Origin of the sequence: Hathewaya proteolytica DSM 3090 (genome assembly GCF_900142225.1) — a bacterium.
Taxonomy (GTDB): Bacteria; Bacillota; Clostridia; order Clostridiales; family Clostridiaceae; genus Hathewaya; species Hathewaya proteolytica.
This window is the reverse complement of sequence record NZ_FRAD01000006.1, coordinates 67,336-82,750: the sequence shown is the minus strand read 5'-3', so window position 1 is coordinate 82,750 and position 15,415 is coordinate 67,336. Positions and strand designations below refer to the sequence as shown.

The 15,415-nt window shown below is 36.3% G+C and carries 17 protein-coding genes and 1 pseudogene; all 18 read left to right on the top strand.

Annotated features, from left to right (window positions below):
- Complete coding sequence (locus tag BUA73_RS04175; RefSeq protein ID WP_072902700.1) at positions 1–813, top strand: AAA family ATPase; 813 nt, start codon at positions 1–3, stop codon at positions 811–813.
- Entirely contained in the window at positions 807–2,390 is a 1,584-nt protein-coding gene (locus tag BUA73_RS04170) for a CpaF/VirB11 family protein (RefSeq protein ID WP_072902697.1), read from the top strand. Before BUA73_RS04175 ends, BUA73_RS04170 begins: the two co-directional genes overlap by 7 nt.
- Positions 2,387–3,316: a type II secretion system F family protein gene (locus BUA73_RS04165; protein ID WP_072902694.1), complete on the top strand. Its 930-nt coding sequence runs from the start codon at positions 2,387–2,389 to the stop codon at positions 3,314–3,316. Before BUA73_RS04170 ends, BUA73_RS04165 begins: the two co-directional genes overlap by 4 nt.
- A 6-nt stretch (positions 3,317–3,322) precedes the next feature.
- On the top strand, positions 3,323–4,195 hold the full coding sequence (locus BUA73_RS04160) for a secretion protein F (protein ID WP_072902692.1): 873 nt from the start codon (positions 3,323–3,325) through the stop codon (positions 4,193–4,195).
- An 11-nt stretch (positions 4,196–4,206) separates the two neighbouring features.
- The gene (locus BUA73_RS04155) at positions 4,207–4,602 is read left to right on the top strand and encodes a DUF4320 family protein (protein WP_072902689.1); all 396 of its coding nucleotides are present in this window, start codon (positions 4,207–4,209) and stop codon (positions 4,600–4,602) included.
- 8 nt (positions 4,603–4,610) lie between these two features.
- Entirely contained in the window at positions 4,611–5,156 is a 546-nt protein-coding gene (locus tag BUA73_RS04150) for a hypothetical protein (protein WP_072902857.1), read from the top strand.
- A 96-nt stretch (positions 5,157–5,252) separates the two neighbouring features.
- A complete protein-coding gene (locus BUA73_RS04145) occupies positions 5,253–5,816 on the top strand; it encodes a DUF6550 family protein (protein WP_072902687.1) in 564 nt (187 codons plus the stop codon).
- Positions 5,817–5,878: 62 nt separating this feature from the next.
- On the top strand, positions 5,879–7,570 hold the full coding sequence (locus BUA73_RS04140; RefSeq protein WP_072902684.1) for a DUF8193 domain-containing protein: 1,692 nt from the start codon (positions 5,879–5,881) through the stop codon (positions 7,568–7,570).
- A 27-nt stretch (positions 7,571–7,597) separates the two neighbouring features.
- Positions 7,598–7,939 (top strand): DUF3852 domain-containing protein, encoded by a 342-nt coding sequence (locus BUA73_RS04135; RefSeq protein WP_072902682.1) that lies wholly within the window; start codon positions 7,598–7,600, stop codon positions 7,937–7,939.
- Between the two features lie 71 nt (positions 7,940–8,010).
- Entirely contained in the window at positions 8,011–8,913 is a 903-nt protein-coding gene (locus tag BUA73_RS04130) for a conjugal transfer protein TrbL family protein (RefSeq protein WP_072902856.1), read from the top strand.
- A 20-nt stretch (positions 8,914–8,933) separates the two neighbouring features.
- The gene (locus BUA73_RS04125) at positions 8,934–9,290 is read left to right on the top strand and encodes a DUF7768 domain-containing protein (RefSeq protein ID WP_093426670.1); all 357 of its coding nucleotides are present in this window, start codon (positions 8,934–8,936) and stop codon (positions 9,288–9,290) included.
- A pseudogene (locus BUA73_RS14305) lies at positions 9,287–11,024 on the top strand (DNA cytosine methyltransferase). The gene BUA73_RS04125 and the pseudogene BUA73_RS14305 overlap by 4 nt, the downstream one beginning before the upstream one ends.
- Positions 11,025–11,027: 3 nt before the next feature.
- A complete protein-coding gene (locus tag BUA73_RS04110; RefSeq protein WP_072902668.1) occupies positions 11,028–11,285 on the top strand; it encodes a hypothetical protein in 258 nt (85 codons plus the stop codon).
- Complete coding sequence (locus tag BUA73_RS04105; RefSeq protein ID WP_072902666.1) at positions 11,273–11,875, top strand: hypothetical protein; 603 nt, start codon at positions 11,273–11,275, stop codon at positions 11,873–11,875. Before BUA73_RS04110 ends, BUA73_RS04105 begins: the two co-directional genes overlap by 13 nt.
- 178 nt (positions 11,876–12,053) lie before the next feature.
- Positions 12,054–12,386 carry a DUF1801 domain-containing protein gene (locus BUA73_RS04100; RefSeq protein ID WP_072902663.1) on the top strand — a complete coding sequence of 111 codons (333 nt, stop codon included), beginning with the start codon at positions 12,054–12,056 and terminating at the stop codon, positions 12,384–12,386.
- Positions 12,387–12,411: 25 nt separating this feature from the next.
- Complete coding sequence (locus BUA73_RS04095) at positions 12,412–12,927, top strand: ClbS/DfsB family four-helix bundle protein (RefSeq protein ID WP_072902660.1); 516 nt, start codon at positions 12,412–12,414, stop codon at positions 12,925–12,927.
- Positions 12,928–13,076: 149 nt separating this feature from the next.
- The gene (locus BUA73_RS04090) at positions 13,077–14,897 is read left to right on the top strand and encodes a VirB4 family type IV secretion system protein (RefSeq protein WP_072902658.1); all 1,821 of its coding nucleotides are present in this window, start codon (positions 13,077–13,079) and stop codon (positions 14,895–14,897) included.
- Positions 14,897–15,409: a hypothetical protein gene (locus tag BUA73_RS04085; RefSeq protein ID WP_072902655.1), complete on the top strand. Its 513-nt coding sequence runs from the start codon at positions 14,897–14,899 to the stop codon at positions 15,407–15,409. Before BUA73_RS04090 ends, BUA73_RS04085 begins: the two co-directional genes overlap by 1 nt.
- Positions 15,410–15,415: the final 6 nt, after the last annotated feature.

The window sequence follows — 15,415 nt, the reverse complement described above, 5'->3', positions numbered from 1 at the left end:
ATGTTAAACTTTAAGAAGAACAGTATTTTTACTCACAATCTAAAGGAAGAAAAGCCCCAGGAAGAAATCTTGCATAGTGGAGTTTTAGCTGTTTGGGGAAGTCCCGGAAGTGGAAAGACAACAGTAGCTACAAAAATTGCAAAATATCTTGCAGATAAGAAAAAGAATGTAGTGCTGGTATTGTGTGATATGACTGCTCCAATGTTACCTTGTATCTGTCCTCCACAAGAACTGGAATGTGAAAAATCATTAGGAAGTATCCTTGCTGCAACCCATGTAACGGAGCCTCTGGTAAAACACAATATGATTACTCATAAAAAGCTGTCATATCTTACAATCCTTGGTATGTTAAAGGGAGAAAACGAATATACCTATCCACCCTATTCAGAAGTACAAGCAAGAGAGCTAATTGATAGCCTTCGTGAAATCGCGCCATTTATTATTATAGATTGTGGCAGTTATATTGCAAATGATGTTTTATCTGCTGTTGCACTGATGGAGTCCGATTCCGTATTAAGACTTGCCAATTGTGATTTAAAAAGTATCAGTTATTTATCAAGTCAATTGCCTCTTCTTCGTGATGGGAAGTGGGATTCAGATAAACAGTATAAAATAGCTTCCAATCTAAAACCACAGCAAGGGGTAGATCATATGAGTCAAGCACTTGGGAGTGTAGCCTTTAAGCTTCCACATTCACAGGAGCTTGAGGAACAATACCTAGCTGGAAATCTATTCGATGAATTATCCATGAAGGACAGCAAGGCATTTCGCAAAGAAATTGAAAAGATAGCAAGGGAGGTGTTTGGGTGTTAGGAAAGAAAAGAAATAGTTCTGTGTTTCTAAAGGAAAAAGAGCAACAAAACGTGTCATCTACAGATGAAAATGCAGCCAGTGGAAACATTTCAGAGGGAAAAGCAATATTAAGTGTTTCTGATAGAGCAATTAAAATGCTGGAAACTAGAGAAATTGAAGAGAAAGTAGAAGAGATACAAGAATCACAAGAAGTCCATGAAAGCCAAAGGGAGTTAGGTTCTGAAAATAGAACTCACTCCCTGTTTTTTACCCCTGAAACAGAGGGTAAAGACTTTTCTACTGTTCTAAAGGACGTTCAAGAATATATTTCAAGCAATTATTCTGTTCTTATTACTGATGGAACGATGAAAGATTCTAAAGAACAGATGAAAAGATATATCTCTAAATACGTTCAGGACAGCAGAATCTCAGTAAAAGGTATGAGTGGTAATGAGTTAATTGATGTACTTTATACGGAGATGGCTGAGTATGGCTTTTTAACAAAATATATTTATGGAGAAGGTATTGAAGAAATAGACATTAACTCTTGGAAGGATATCGAAGTTCAGTATTCAGATGGAAGGAATGAAAAGCTTAAAGAACATTTTGACTCTCCTGAACATGCAATTAATGTAATAAGGAGAATGCTCCATGTTTCAGGTATGGTACTTGATAATGCTAGTCCAGCTGTCCTTGGTCATCTTACAAAGAACATTCGTATTGCAGTGCTTAAAACTCCCTTAGTGGATGAAGATGTTGGTATTTCAGCCTCTATTCGTATTGTAAATCCTCAAAGTATGAAAAAAGAGGATTTTGTAGATGGTGGTACAGCAACAAATCCTATGCTTGAATTTTTATCAGAATGTATTCGCTATGGTATTTCTGTCTGTGTGGCAGGAGCAACCAGCTCTGGTAAAACAACAATTGCTGGATGGTTACTAACAACAATTCCTGATAATAAGCGAATCTTTACCATTGAAAATGGATCCCGTGAACTTGCCTTGGTTCGTGAAAAAGAAGGAAGAGTAACTAATTCTGTTATTCATACCATAACACGTGATAGTGAGAATGAAAGGCATAGAGTAGATCAGATTACCTTGCTTGATATGTCTTTGCGTTTTAATCCAGATATTATTGTAGTAGGAGAAATGCGTGGAGCAGAGGCCAATGCAGCACAGGAAGCAGCAAGAACAGGGGTAGCTGTTCTTACCACCATTCATTCAAACTCCTGTGAGGCAACCTATCGTAGAATGGTATCACTTTGTAAACGAGCAGTAGATATGTCAGATGAAACCCTAATGGGATATGTAACAGAGGCTTATCCTATTGTCGTGTTTTGTAAACAGCTTGAAAATAAGGAAAGAAAGATGATGGAGATAATGGAATGCGAGATCCTTCCAGATGGCACAAGGAATTACCGTCCATTATATCAATATGTGATTACTGAAAATCGTATGGAGGATGGGAAATTTATCATTAATGGTTACCATGAGCAGATTAATAGCATTTCAGATAGCCTTAGTAAAAGATTCTTGGAAAATGGAATGCCAATTGACATCATAGAAAAACTGAAAACAAAGGAGGTGGAAATTATATGAGTACCATCTTGTTGATTGCCTGTATCGGAATGATTACAGGTTTTTTTATTATATTTGGAATCTCACCAATGGAGTTCACGGAAAACATATTTAAAAAGCTGATAAGTAAGCCAAGGAGCATAAAGGATGAGATTAATGAGACTACAAATCGAAAGAAAGTATCTTTCTTAAGACGTGAAATCATGGAAGTACAAGAGATATTAAAAGTTACAGGGAGAGAGAAGAAATTTCCAATGCTTTGTGCCTTATCCTTGTTATTGTTTGCAATAGGAGGATCTATTGCTATTATGCTGGGTAACTTTTTCTTATTACCAGTGATGGCAGTAGGCTTCATGTTTCTGCCATTTTGGTATATAAGGCTTACTCAAAGTTACTTTAAAAGGGATATTGCTGCAGAGTTAGAAACAGCACTGAGTATTATAACAACCGCTTATTTAAGAAATGAGGATATCCTTACAGCAGTCGAAGAAAATATTAACTACCTAAACCCACCAGTACTGTCTGTATTCAAAGGTTTCGTTTCGAGGATAAAGCTGATAAACCCAGATATTATAGGAGCTTTGCAAGCTATGAAAGGACAGATTGATAATGCTGTGTTTCGTGAATGGTGTGATGCTTTAATCGCTTGTCAGCTTGATAGAAGCTTAAAGACAACCTTAACACCCATTGTAAGTAAGCTATCGGATATGCGTGTAGTAAATGGAGAACTTGAAAATATGGTCTTTGAACCAAGAAAAGAATTTATTACTATGGTCATATTGGTCATTGGAAATATACCTCTTTTGTATTTTCTAAACAAGGACTGGTACCACACTTTAATGCATTCAGCTTTAGGACAGATTATTCTTTCTATTTGTGCTATGGCTATTTTTATATCTACAGCTTTTGTAATCAAATTAACTAGGCCAATTGAGTATAGGAGGTAGCCGAATATGACAATTTTAATCTTTACATTTGGTATACTGCTTGCCATTGGACTGTTTCTAATTTCTGCTGATTTGCTGAAACTGCCAAACATTGCAACACAAAAGGCTATGTTATCTGCTGGTAAACAGGGAAAAGAAAAAGCCAAAACTGTAGATGCACTTCTTATGGGATGGGCAGTGAAGCTTGCTAAGTATATTCCAATGGATGAGTATAAAAAAAGCAGAATGAAAAATACATTAAATGCTGCTGGAATGAATTTTACTCCTGAAGAGTTTATTTCATCAGCAATATTAAAGTCGGGAATAATTGCAATTCTAATTATCCCTTGCCTTATGATACTTCCACTCATTGCACCGATACTTATGTTTTTAAGCATTATCATATATTTTAAAGAAATTCGTAAAGCAGATGAGATATTAAAGATAAAGAAAGAAAAAATTGAAGTAGAACTGCCAAGATTTGTAGCAACCATTACTCAGGAGTTAAAGGCAAGTAGGGATGTTTTATCTATGATAGAAAACTATAAAAAAAATGCAGGAGAGGAATTTGCCGATGAGCTAGATATCTTAACAGCAGATATGCGCTCCTCTTCCTATGAGGCAGCACTTACAAGGTTTGAGGCAAGGATTAATTCACCGATGCTATCGGATATAACGAGAGGGTTAATTGGTGTTCTTCGTGGAGATGATGGGTCCATGTATTTTCAAATGCTCTCCCATGATATGAAACAACTTGAGCTTCAAAGGTTAAAGGCACAGGCAATGAAGATACCACCTAAGATTCGAGTGTTTTCCTTTGTAATGCTTATGTGTTTCTTGATGACCTATATGGCCATCATTGTATATGAAATTATACATTCCCTTAGTGGAATGTTCTAGGAGGTGTCTATGTGTTAAAAATCTTAAAATCAAAGCAAGGTGAAGGATATATAGATGTTGCAATTCTTGTGCTTTGCGCCATGCTTGTTATTGCCCTCGCAGTGAGAGTATTTCCAGCTTATATCATAAAACAACACGTAGATACCTTTGCTACAGAGCTTGTAAGGGAAGCAGAAATTTCAGGAAGGGTAGGATCTGAAACTTCTAACAGGGAACTTTTACTTCGAGAGAAAACAGGTATTACACCAACAGTTAAATGGTCAAAGTCGGGAAGAATTCAGCTAAATGAAGAGATAAGTGTTACCGTTACCCTTGAAACAAATATAGGTCTGTTTGGAGGATTTGATTCCTTTCCTGTTACCTTAAGAGCTGATGCCGCTGGGAAATCAGAAGTATATTGGAAGTAGGTGAAATCTTGCATAAAATAAAAAGAATATTAACCGATAAAAAAGGTAGTTCCTTTCCACTTATTGTTGCAGTGACTTTGTGCCTTGTAATGATTTTTACAGGAGTATCAGAATATTTTAGGCTCATGATCATAGCACAAGGTGTGCGTGATGCTGTTCAAGATGCAGTGATTTCTACTGTTAATGACAATTATGATGATGTATATCATGGAGTTCGTGAAGGGTATTCAGGAGGATATCAGCCTATGGCAGATGACTTTGAAGAATCTCTTGATTACGGAGAAATTTATGATAGACTAGATACAATTCTTGGATTAATTAGGAAAAGTGGATATCATGTTAAGACCACATCAGAAGGAAAAATAGAGTTTAAAATATGGAATTTAGAAGTAGATATAAGGAATGCTCCTTTAGCTTCAGGGGACAGATCAGATTCAAGATTTGAGGCAGATAGCAGCATAGTGCTTGAAGTACCAGTATCTTTTGGAGGTAGACTTCTTCCAAGTATGAAGATGAAAATAAAGACAAGCGCAGGCTATACACCTAAGTTTTGAAAGATTTGAAGAATTTAATAGACTTTCAGGAAATCTTGTGGTAGTTTGTAGCTTGAAAGAAACAGATAATTAAGATTAATAAGGAGGCAGAAACCTATGAACAATATAAATGATAAGACCAAAAGAAGACTAATTGTAGCAAGTGGTTTAATAATCAGTGTAATACTTATAGCTTTAATAACAAATCAGTTAAAAAAAGAACCCATAGAGGATGCAGTACTGCCAAATCAAAGCGTAGAAACGAATGATATCATAGTAGAAAAACCTGTAATTGAAGAAAAAGAAGATGAAATTATAGTGCCAGAAATAGAGATTCCAGATACGGAAACGATAGATAATGGTGCGATAGATACAGGCACTGAGCAAACCATTCAAGGAGATGTAGAAAAACCGAAAGAGCCTACAAAGGAACAGCTTACAGATCCAACACAGAAACCAAATGGTGAGAAAGTAGAAACAACACCTGAACCTATAGCTCATGACAAGGTGGAGAAACCTACGGAAACACCGAAAAGTAATGATGAACCGCAAGGTGGAGATACTAATAATGGAAAGATTTATGTACCTGGATTTGGCTGGATTGATGATGTAGGGGAAGGTCAAGGTACTGCAGCTGAAGATATGTATGAGAATGGAAATAAGATAGGAAATATGGATTAAATATAAATAGCAATGAAAAACACTGCAGAGATGTAGTGTTTTTTTTTCAGAAAGGAGAGCAGATGAAAAATATATTTAAAATATTTTTGATATTTATGATGTTAGTTAGCTTAATGGTGCCCATTACTGTATTTGCAGTTGGAGATGGAAATATAGATTCAGGTGGTGGAGGTATGGGAGATGGAACAAGTACAGATAAATGGTCTCCAGGTTATGATGGTGTGCGTGTAACTGTGGTTCGTGCCAGTGATCATGCTGTAGTAACTACCCCTATTGATTTAACAAACAAATCGCCTACTAATGTTCGTCTGCATTTTGGAAAAGTTAGCAAGTTAAGTTATAACGGAGGTAGAGCCATTTCTCCTAGTGGACAAAGCTATACCTTTGTAAATCCTGCACAAGAAATGCCAAGAATAGTGAGTACGAATGGCAGTAGCAATATAGAAGCCATAAAGAGCTATTTTACAGATGAGCAAGTTATCCGATCAATTGCATCAATAACAGGAATGGATTTTGATGTTCTAATTGGTGGGGATTATAAATTACTTTTAGAACCAATGGCATATTACACATTTCAAGGAGTTATGATAGCTACCACTGCAACGGAAGCAGCTATGTATGATGAACAATTAAGTGGATTGCTTAGAAGAAAGATGGTGTCTTTGTCTCATAAAAACTTGCCTCTTGCTATGTTTCTCGAGGTAGGAGACTTGGGATACCCAGCATGGAGTGGCAGTACTACAACACCAGCTACTAATGTAGATATAAAATCCTCACTTGGGCTTGGTATCGTGCGATTTGCGGAACAACCTGAACCACCAATTATAAATGCCTATGATTATGAATATAGAGTAAATACAGAGGTAATCACTTCCGTTATGATTAGTGGAGGACAGTCTGATCCTGACAGACGCACTCGTGTAAGCTTTATTATTGATGGAAGAACCTATAATGTTGGGAATGTATATTACCCAAGTGGCGACTCCCAGCTTGCATGGGTGAAGTGGACAACTCCCGATACGGAACAAGATATGGTAATAGATGTAATAGTGAATGGACCGGGCAGCACTACGAAATCAATTATTAATGTTAAGATTATTGATTTAGATAAAAACCCACCACCAAATCCTGTTGCTGATGATAGAAATGACTCTTTTTCTTATTCCTCTGTTCCAAACAGAGCAGAGAAGACAAATGCAAATTGGAGTATATGGAGTCCTTGGTGGAGGGCATATTGGGTGTGGCATAGTACAGGAGAGGACTCGGGATATTGGTGTGACCATGGTTGGTGGGAGTTTGACCTTGACCAATATACAGCGAAGCTCTCAGGTGATATGAGTATTAAAAATGATAGTAAGAATCCTACTGCTAGTGGAAGTATTTTTAAAAGTGGATATGGAATCAATCAAACAGTGGCTGGAAATGTGAGTACTAATCAAAGTTCAGCTATAACGTATGCTCAAAATGCTGTTTCCTATTTCCCAGAATTTTGCTATGAAACCTACTGGAGATTGTTAGAACGTACTTCTGGTGGTTCAAATGCAAGGTTTGAGTTTAAGAAAAACAATTATTCCACTTATAAGAATCGTACACATTTTACCCCAATATGGATGCCAGATGGGTCTTATACAGTGAACACTTGGCTTATAGATGCATGGACTCCTGATGGAATGCTCTCCATGAATCTTACAGACACATTAACAATAAAGGGGAACTTGTGGCAAGACTGGCACATAGCACCCTTAAATCCTTAAATAATACAGAAAAGAAAGGTGGATTTTATGAAGATAAATAAGAAAGTTGCACTAACAATGTGCATGGTGCTGATTGGCATATTTATGTTTAGCACTACAGCATTAGCTTCAGGTACAGGAGATGTTGCAGGGGCAATTGAAGATACTTGGAGTGATGCATCAGAACAGATAAAAACCGTTGTGAATAAGGTTGTATTCCCAGCAATTGACCTTGTTTTAGCAGTATTCTTCTTTGCAAAGCTGGGTACTGCTTATTTTGATTATAGGAAGCATGGACAATTTGAATGGGCAGCTCCGGCGATTTTATTTGCCTGCTTGGTATTTACTTTAACAGCACCAGCATACATTTGGACGATTTTGGGGATGTAGAAAACTTAGCGTTAATCTAACACATCACATAAAGAAGATGTGTTTTTTTGTTGTGAAAAGAGGTGATAAAAATATTTATCTGGGATTTTCTCTTAGGGGATGTAATGGATCAAATTATAAATTGGTTTTATGGTCAGCTGGTAGGATTTCTGGCCGACTTCTTTGCTCAAATGGGGAATATGGGAGTAGAACTTTTTGAGATGAGCTGGGTACAGTCAATTGTTCTGTTCTTCTCTTACCTTGCTTGGTCACTCTATGGAACAGGACTTGTAGTGTCATGTTTTGAAACAGGGATAGAGTATCAATATGGTAGAGGGAGCATTAAGGATGCAGCTTTAAATGCGATTAAGGGTTTTATGGCAGTCAGTCTCTTCAATACAGTACCTATTGAATTATATAAGCTTTCTGTCAGTTTACAAGCAAGCTTAACTGCTGGTATCACAGGGTATGGTAGTGGAATTAATGGACTTGCAACATCTATTATTGGAGAGTTAAATAACATAGGAGATGTTACGAGTGTTGGCAGCTCAGGAATATTCGGTGGAATTTCTATGATAACAAGTCCATTTATGGCTCTGTTTATTATTATCTTAATGGGTTATGCAGTGATTAAAGTATTTTTTGCAAACCTAAAAAGGGGAGGAATTTTACTTATACAAATAGCAGTTGGAAGTTTATATATGTTTTCTGTTCCTCGTGGTTACATTGATGGCTTTATTCAGTGGTGCAAGCAAATAATCGGTTTGTGCCTTACTACATTTCTTCAAGCAACCATATTAACTGCAGGACTTATGGTAGTAAAAGATCATGCATTGCTCGGATTAGGTTTGATGTTATCGGCAGGAGAAGTACCACGGATTGCTGGAGCATTTGGACTTGATACATCTACTCGTGCCAATGTAATGAGCGCAGTTTATACAGCACAGGCAGCTGTAAACACAACTAAAACTATAATACAAGCAGTACCAAAATAAAAATAGAAAGAGAGGATTTAATGAAACTAATATATGTTGCATCTCCTTATGCAGGAGATAATAAAAAAAATATAGAATATGCGAAACAGGCTTGCCGATATGTATTAAACGAAGGCAATGCCTTTTTTTGTCCCCATCTTCTTTACCCTCAGATTTTAGATGATAATAATCCAGAAGAAAGAAGGTTGGGAATTAATATAGGAAAAGAGTTTTTGTCAAAATGTGATGAACTATGGGCATTTGGTGACCATATTTCTAAAGGAATGTTTGAGGAGATTGAGTTTGCTAGAGGGATAGGCATTCCTATAAAGAGAATAATGAAGCTAGATTTTGAAATAGAAGAAGAGACTATATTTTGTATGAGGATGGATAGATGATTACCTTGGGGAGTCTTTTTGATGGGATTGGAGGATTTCCTCTTGCTGCTGTTCATAATGGAATTATTCCTATATGGGCAAGCGAAATTGAAACCTTTCCCATTGAGGTGACTAAAATAAGATTCCCTGACATGCTCCATGTTGGCGACATTACAAAATTAAAAGGGGAAGAATTGCCTCCTGTCGACATCATTACAGGTGGTTCACCATGCCAAGACTTATCTGTTGCAGGTGCAAGGGCAGGGTTTGCTGGTGAGCGTTCAGGATTATTTATGGAGCAGATAAGAATAACAAAGGAAATGAGGTGGGCAGATGCAAGAAGAGGAAAGGCAAATCACCTTATCAGACCTCGATACTTCGTTTGGGAAAATGTCCCCGGAGCATTCTCAAGTACAAACGGAGAAGACTTCCATGCGGTCCTTGAAGAAACCACAAGAATTGCAGACAGCAGCATATCTATACCTAGACCTCCGGGAGGGATATGGAAATCTGTTGGGTGCATATTGGGATATGAATTCACCATTGCTTGGAGAGTTCTCGATGCTCAATACTGGGGTGTCCCCCAAAGACGTAAAAGAATCTTTCTTGTCGCAGATTTTGGAGGACACACCGCACCCAAAATATTATTTGAGCAAGACAGCTTGTTTGGGAATACTCAGAAGAGCTAGAGCAAGAGAAAAGGAACTACCTAAACAATTAAAAATAGCTTTAGAAATTCAAGGGGAAGCTGAAGGAACAGAGGAAGATTCCAATGACAATATGGTTACCGAATACAAAGCATACCATATCAATCAACGAAATGAGGGCATAGACTTAAATGGAATTTCAGGAGCTTTGATGGCAACTCAAAATATGCAGATGCAGACATTTGTTACAGAACCCATGATATGTTTAAATGATCAGGGTGGAGACCGAATGGATATAACAGAGAATATCACATCTACACTAAGAGCCAGCATGGGAGGAAATCAACCTATAGTCATGGCAACACAGCAAGGTGGTGCGGAAATATGTATTGATCTTTGTTCCGCTATTGCTTCAGCAGCTGAAACAAGTGGCAATAATAAATCTGTTCTATTTGATAATCATGCAAAAGACTGTAGATATAATGGCCCCCTTGAGGTAGCTCCAACAATAGCAGCTACCTATGGAACAGGAGGAAATAATGTACCACTAGTATCAAAACCAATTGATTCAGACAGTTATTGTATTGCGGGAAATACTATTGATAGACAAGATCATAATGGTGGAAATGGATGCGGATTTCAAGAAAATATTAGTTATACTCTTACGACCAGTGATATTCATGCTGTTTGTTATCCACCTAAGACTTATCAAGATACAGTAGGGGCATTATGTGTGGGGGATGAAAAGGGCAATGGAAACCAATATGTCAGTCAAGATAAATGCATTGTAGACTGTGAGAAAATGATGTTTGGACAATCAGAATTTGCTAATTATAAAGAAGGTTGTGCAACACTTCGAGCTGAAGGTGGAGATAATGGAGGAGGAAGTGAAAACCTTGTAACTACTAAGAATCTTGTACGAAGACTAACACCAATGGAATGCGAAAGACTTCAAGGATTTCCCGATGGGTGGACGAAAATAGAAAAATCATCTGATAGTGCGAGATATAAGGCGCTTGGCAATAGTGTAGCAATCCCTTGTGTAGATTTTATTATGCGGGGGATTGCTTATTTTTTAAGAAAATTTAAAGAAAAAATGGAGGAATAGACAATGTATATGTATCCTGATAATTTAAAGGCTAAGGCAACTCTGTGGCTGTGGGAATTAAAAGATATTGGCATCATTGGAATAGGACTTCTTATTTCTGTATTTGCTTTAGCACAGCTTAACTTCATGCCACCTATTGTAATAACAGCAGTATATACATTTTTAACCATACAGTTTGAAGACACAAGCATACTGAATTTCATTCGCTATGCCTGTGTCTTTTTTCTTTTAAAACAGCAGATATTTGAATGGAGGTTATAGGAGTGAGCAGAAAACAGAAACAAAAAGAAAGACAAAAGCAATCTACTAGAGAACTGATTGGTATTGATGAAATCACAGATTATAGTCTAAAGACTCCTTATGGAGAGCTAGTGTATTTTATTATCCATCCAACCAATATATCTGTACTATCTGAATCAAGTGTAAGTGCAAGGATCTATGCACTTATGACAGTACTTAAGGGGATTGCTGAAATTGAAATGCTATGCCTTAATTCAAAAGAAAACTTTGATGATAATAAGCAGTATTTAAAAAGAAGAATGGATACAGAGCAAAATCCTGTTATCCGTAAACTTTTGCAGCAAGACAGTACTAATCTTGATAGGATGCAGGTGCAGATGGCTACAGCTCGTGAGTTTCTAATTATTATTAGGCTTAAGAATGAAAAGGAATCGGATGTATTTCCTTATCTTTCAAGGATTGAAAAGAGTTTAAAAGACCAAGGATTTACTACCAGAAGAGCTGATAATTCGGATATTAAAAGACTTCTGGGTGTTTACTATGAGCAGAATGTGACTACGGAAAAGTATGAGGATTATGATGGGGAGAGGTGGATTGTACTTGGAGAGTGATAAGACCAAGAAAGTTATTTTTTTAATGAGCTGTATGTGGTATTATATGTACAAATAAAAATTTCATAGATAACTCGTCTATCTAATTAATAGTACTCATAGTACTCGAACAAGAAATGTAGTGTATCAGGGGCTTTGAGCCCTGGGTACACGAGTTTTAATAAGGAGGTAATTCTATATGAATGAAGATATTCAAAGTTATGTTGAAAAATACAGCAAAGAAATACAAGCCCTTTTTTCTGAAGTAAGGAAACTTGTAATTAAAAGCGTCTCTTATAAGATAGAAGAAAAATTATGGGCAAAATTACCTAGTTTTTATGTTGGAGATAAATTCATAAGGGTTATTCCTTTCAAGGATCATATTAATATTGAGGCTGCTGCAATTATTGAGCATAAACCACAATTGGAGCAATATAAGATTACGCCTAAAGGGATGTTGCAGATTTATTTGAATCAGGACATACCCTATGCTGTTTTAGAAATAATTTTTTCGGAATCATTAATTAGGTAAACATCAAATAAATAGAGGTAAGATAATGCAAGAATATAAAAGCAAGCAAGAATTAATTGAAGAAATATCAAAACGAGCAGAATTATTTATCGATGAATTTTCAGATATTCCAGAAACAGATACAAATAAACTTATTGATGGAGTAGATCGAACGCCTGCACAAATGATATCATACCAATTGGGATGGATGAACCTTATTCTTTATTGGGAGCAACAAGAACAAAAAGGAATAGCAGTTGCAACTCCACATGCTGACTATAAATGGAATAATCTTGGCGGCTTGTACGAGAGCTTTTACAAACAATATGAAGGATATAGTCTACAAGAATTAGGTGATTTGTTTAAAGCATCAGAACAGGAAGTTATACAACTAATAGAGAATTTAACTTATGATGAACTTTTTCAGTCTGGCAGAAGAAAATGGGCTTCGTCAACCCCTGCTAATTGGCCAGTTTGGAAATATGTTCATATAAATACGGTAGCACCGTTTAAATCATTTAGAACCAAGATTAGAAAATGGAAAAAACTTAACCAATGTTAAACTTCAATTTATGAAGAGAAGATAATCACAAATTTTTTATTGTTAAGAAAAACCTATAAATCATACAAATTTTATATATCATCACTGCCTTGCATTAACGTGTGAGGCTTTTTTTAATGAGGAAAAAGAAAGAGAGGTAAGATAATATCATGGTAAAAAAGAAACTACTTAGTGCAGAAGATGAAAAAATCAAAACTTTTATCGACATGATAGCTCCATCCATAATCAAATTCAACACAGACCACTTTATCTGTGGCAACACCTATAGATGTGTATGGGCACTCAAAGAATACCCTACAAGCACCAATGAACAGGCAATCCTTCGTCATCTTGGAGAAAAAGATGGGGTAACCCTTAGAATCTATACAAGGCAAGTAACCCCCAATGAGGAAAAGAAAATTATTCATAATGCAGCCAATAAAAACAGGATGAATACAGCAAATACAAATGATTTACAACAGACTGTAACAGCAGAAAGCAACTTACAAGATGTTGTTACCCTTGTATCAACCATGCATAGAAACAGAGAACCACTCCTTCACTGTGCAGTATATATTGAGCTTACTGCAAGTGATTATGACAGCTTGAAACTGCTACAGACCGATGTATTAACAGAGCTTGTGCGTTCTAAGCTAAATGTAGATAGGCTTATGCTTAGGCAACAGCAAGGTTTTCTTTGTGTTGGTCCAACAGGAAGAAATGTATTTGGTAGTCAATACGAAAGAGTACTTCCAGCATCCTCAGTTGCAAATCTATATCCCTTTAATTATTCAGGCAAGACCGATAGCAACGGATTTTATTTAGGTAGAGATAAGTTTGGTTCTAATATTCTCGTAGATTTTGATAAACGAGATGATGATAAAACAAATCCTTGTATCCTTATTCTTGGTAATTCAGGACAAGGAAAAAGCTATTTGTTAAAGCTGATATTATGTAATATCTTAGAATCAGGAAAGAATGTCATATGTTTAGATCCAGAGCATGAGTATGTGGAACTTGCAGAAAATATAGGTGGATGCTTTGTAGATTTAATGAGTGGAGAATATATGATAAATCCACTAGAACCAAAGACTTGGGATGAGGGAGGAAGTCCACAGGACAAAGATGCTCCTCTTGCATTTAGACAAGCGACAAAGCTAAGTCAACACATTAGCTTTTTAAAAGATTTCTTTAGGTGCTATAAAGATTTTGATGATAGGCATATCGATGTTATAGAAATTATGTTAGGAAAACTCTACACCAAATGGGGAATCAGTGATAGTACAAGTTTCAGCCGATTAGAATCTGTTGATTATCCTATTCTTTCAGACCTTTATACATTAATAGAGGAAGAATATAAAGGATATGATAAGGAAAGATATCAACTTTATACAGCAGAATTATTACAGGAAATCCTACTTGGACTCCATTCCATGTGCCAAGGGGCAGAAAGTAAATTCTTCAATGGGCATACCAATATAACTTCTAATCGATTTATTGTATTTGGTGTAAAGGGATTATTACAGGCTAGTAAAAATGTAAAGAACGCATTACTATTTAATGTATTATCCTTTATGTCAGATAAACTATTAACGGAAGGAAATACTGCAGCTGGCATTGATGAGCTGTATCTGTTCCTTACTAATCTTACTGCAATAGAATATATCCGTAACTTTATGAAGCGAGTGCGAAAGAAAGAATCAGCCGTAATACTTAGCAGCCAAAACCTTGAGGACTTCAATATTGAAGGCATTAAGGAGCTGACGAAACCGCTGTTTTCTATCCCAGCACACGCTTTTTTATTTAATGCAGGAAATATTGATAAGCAATTTTATATGGATACCTTACAGCTTGAAGAATCAGAGTATAATCTAATTAAATTTCCACAGAGAGGGGTCTGCTTATATAAATGTGGTAATGAAAGATATAACTTAGCTGTCCATGCTCCATCATATAAGGAAAAATTATTTGGAAAGGCAGGTGGAAGGTAGTGACTACTGAAAGTGTAGAATGGGTAAAGAAACAAGAAAAAATTGAATCCTATAGAGAACAAAAGCAAGGCATTATAGATGATTTGAGGGTATGCATCAGATATACTCCAAACAGAGATAATGACTTGCTTTGTTTTATGGAACAGTATTTAAAGGCAGAAACAAAGAATCGACCAAGATTATTGGAGCAGATAAAGTATTGTATTAATGGTGAAGAATATGAAAATCCCTTCCTAGCATATAACCATTATGATGAAGGGCATATTGAAGAATTCGACCATATTCTTAATGAATATATTGATAAGTTAAAGCGATCTGGTGAAGAATCTACGCAAGTATCTAGGATTATTGAAAGCACTATATTAAAGATAAATGAACTCTATGATATATGCCGAGGACAGCTAATAGACTCTTGGAGGAATGAAAGACTTACAGAATATATTGTCACTGCTTCTAGGTATGCAGGATTTCAAAATGCTGAGGACATCATCGAAGCAAAAAAGCAATGGTAAGGTGGT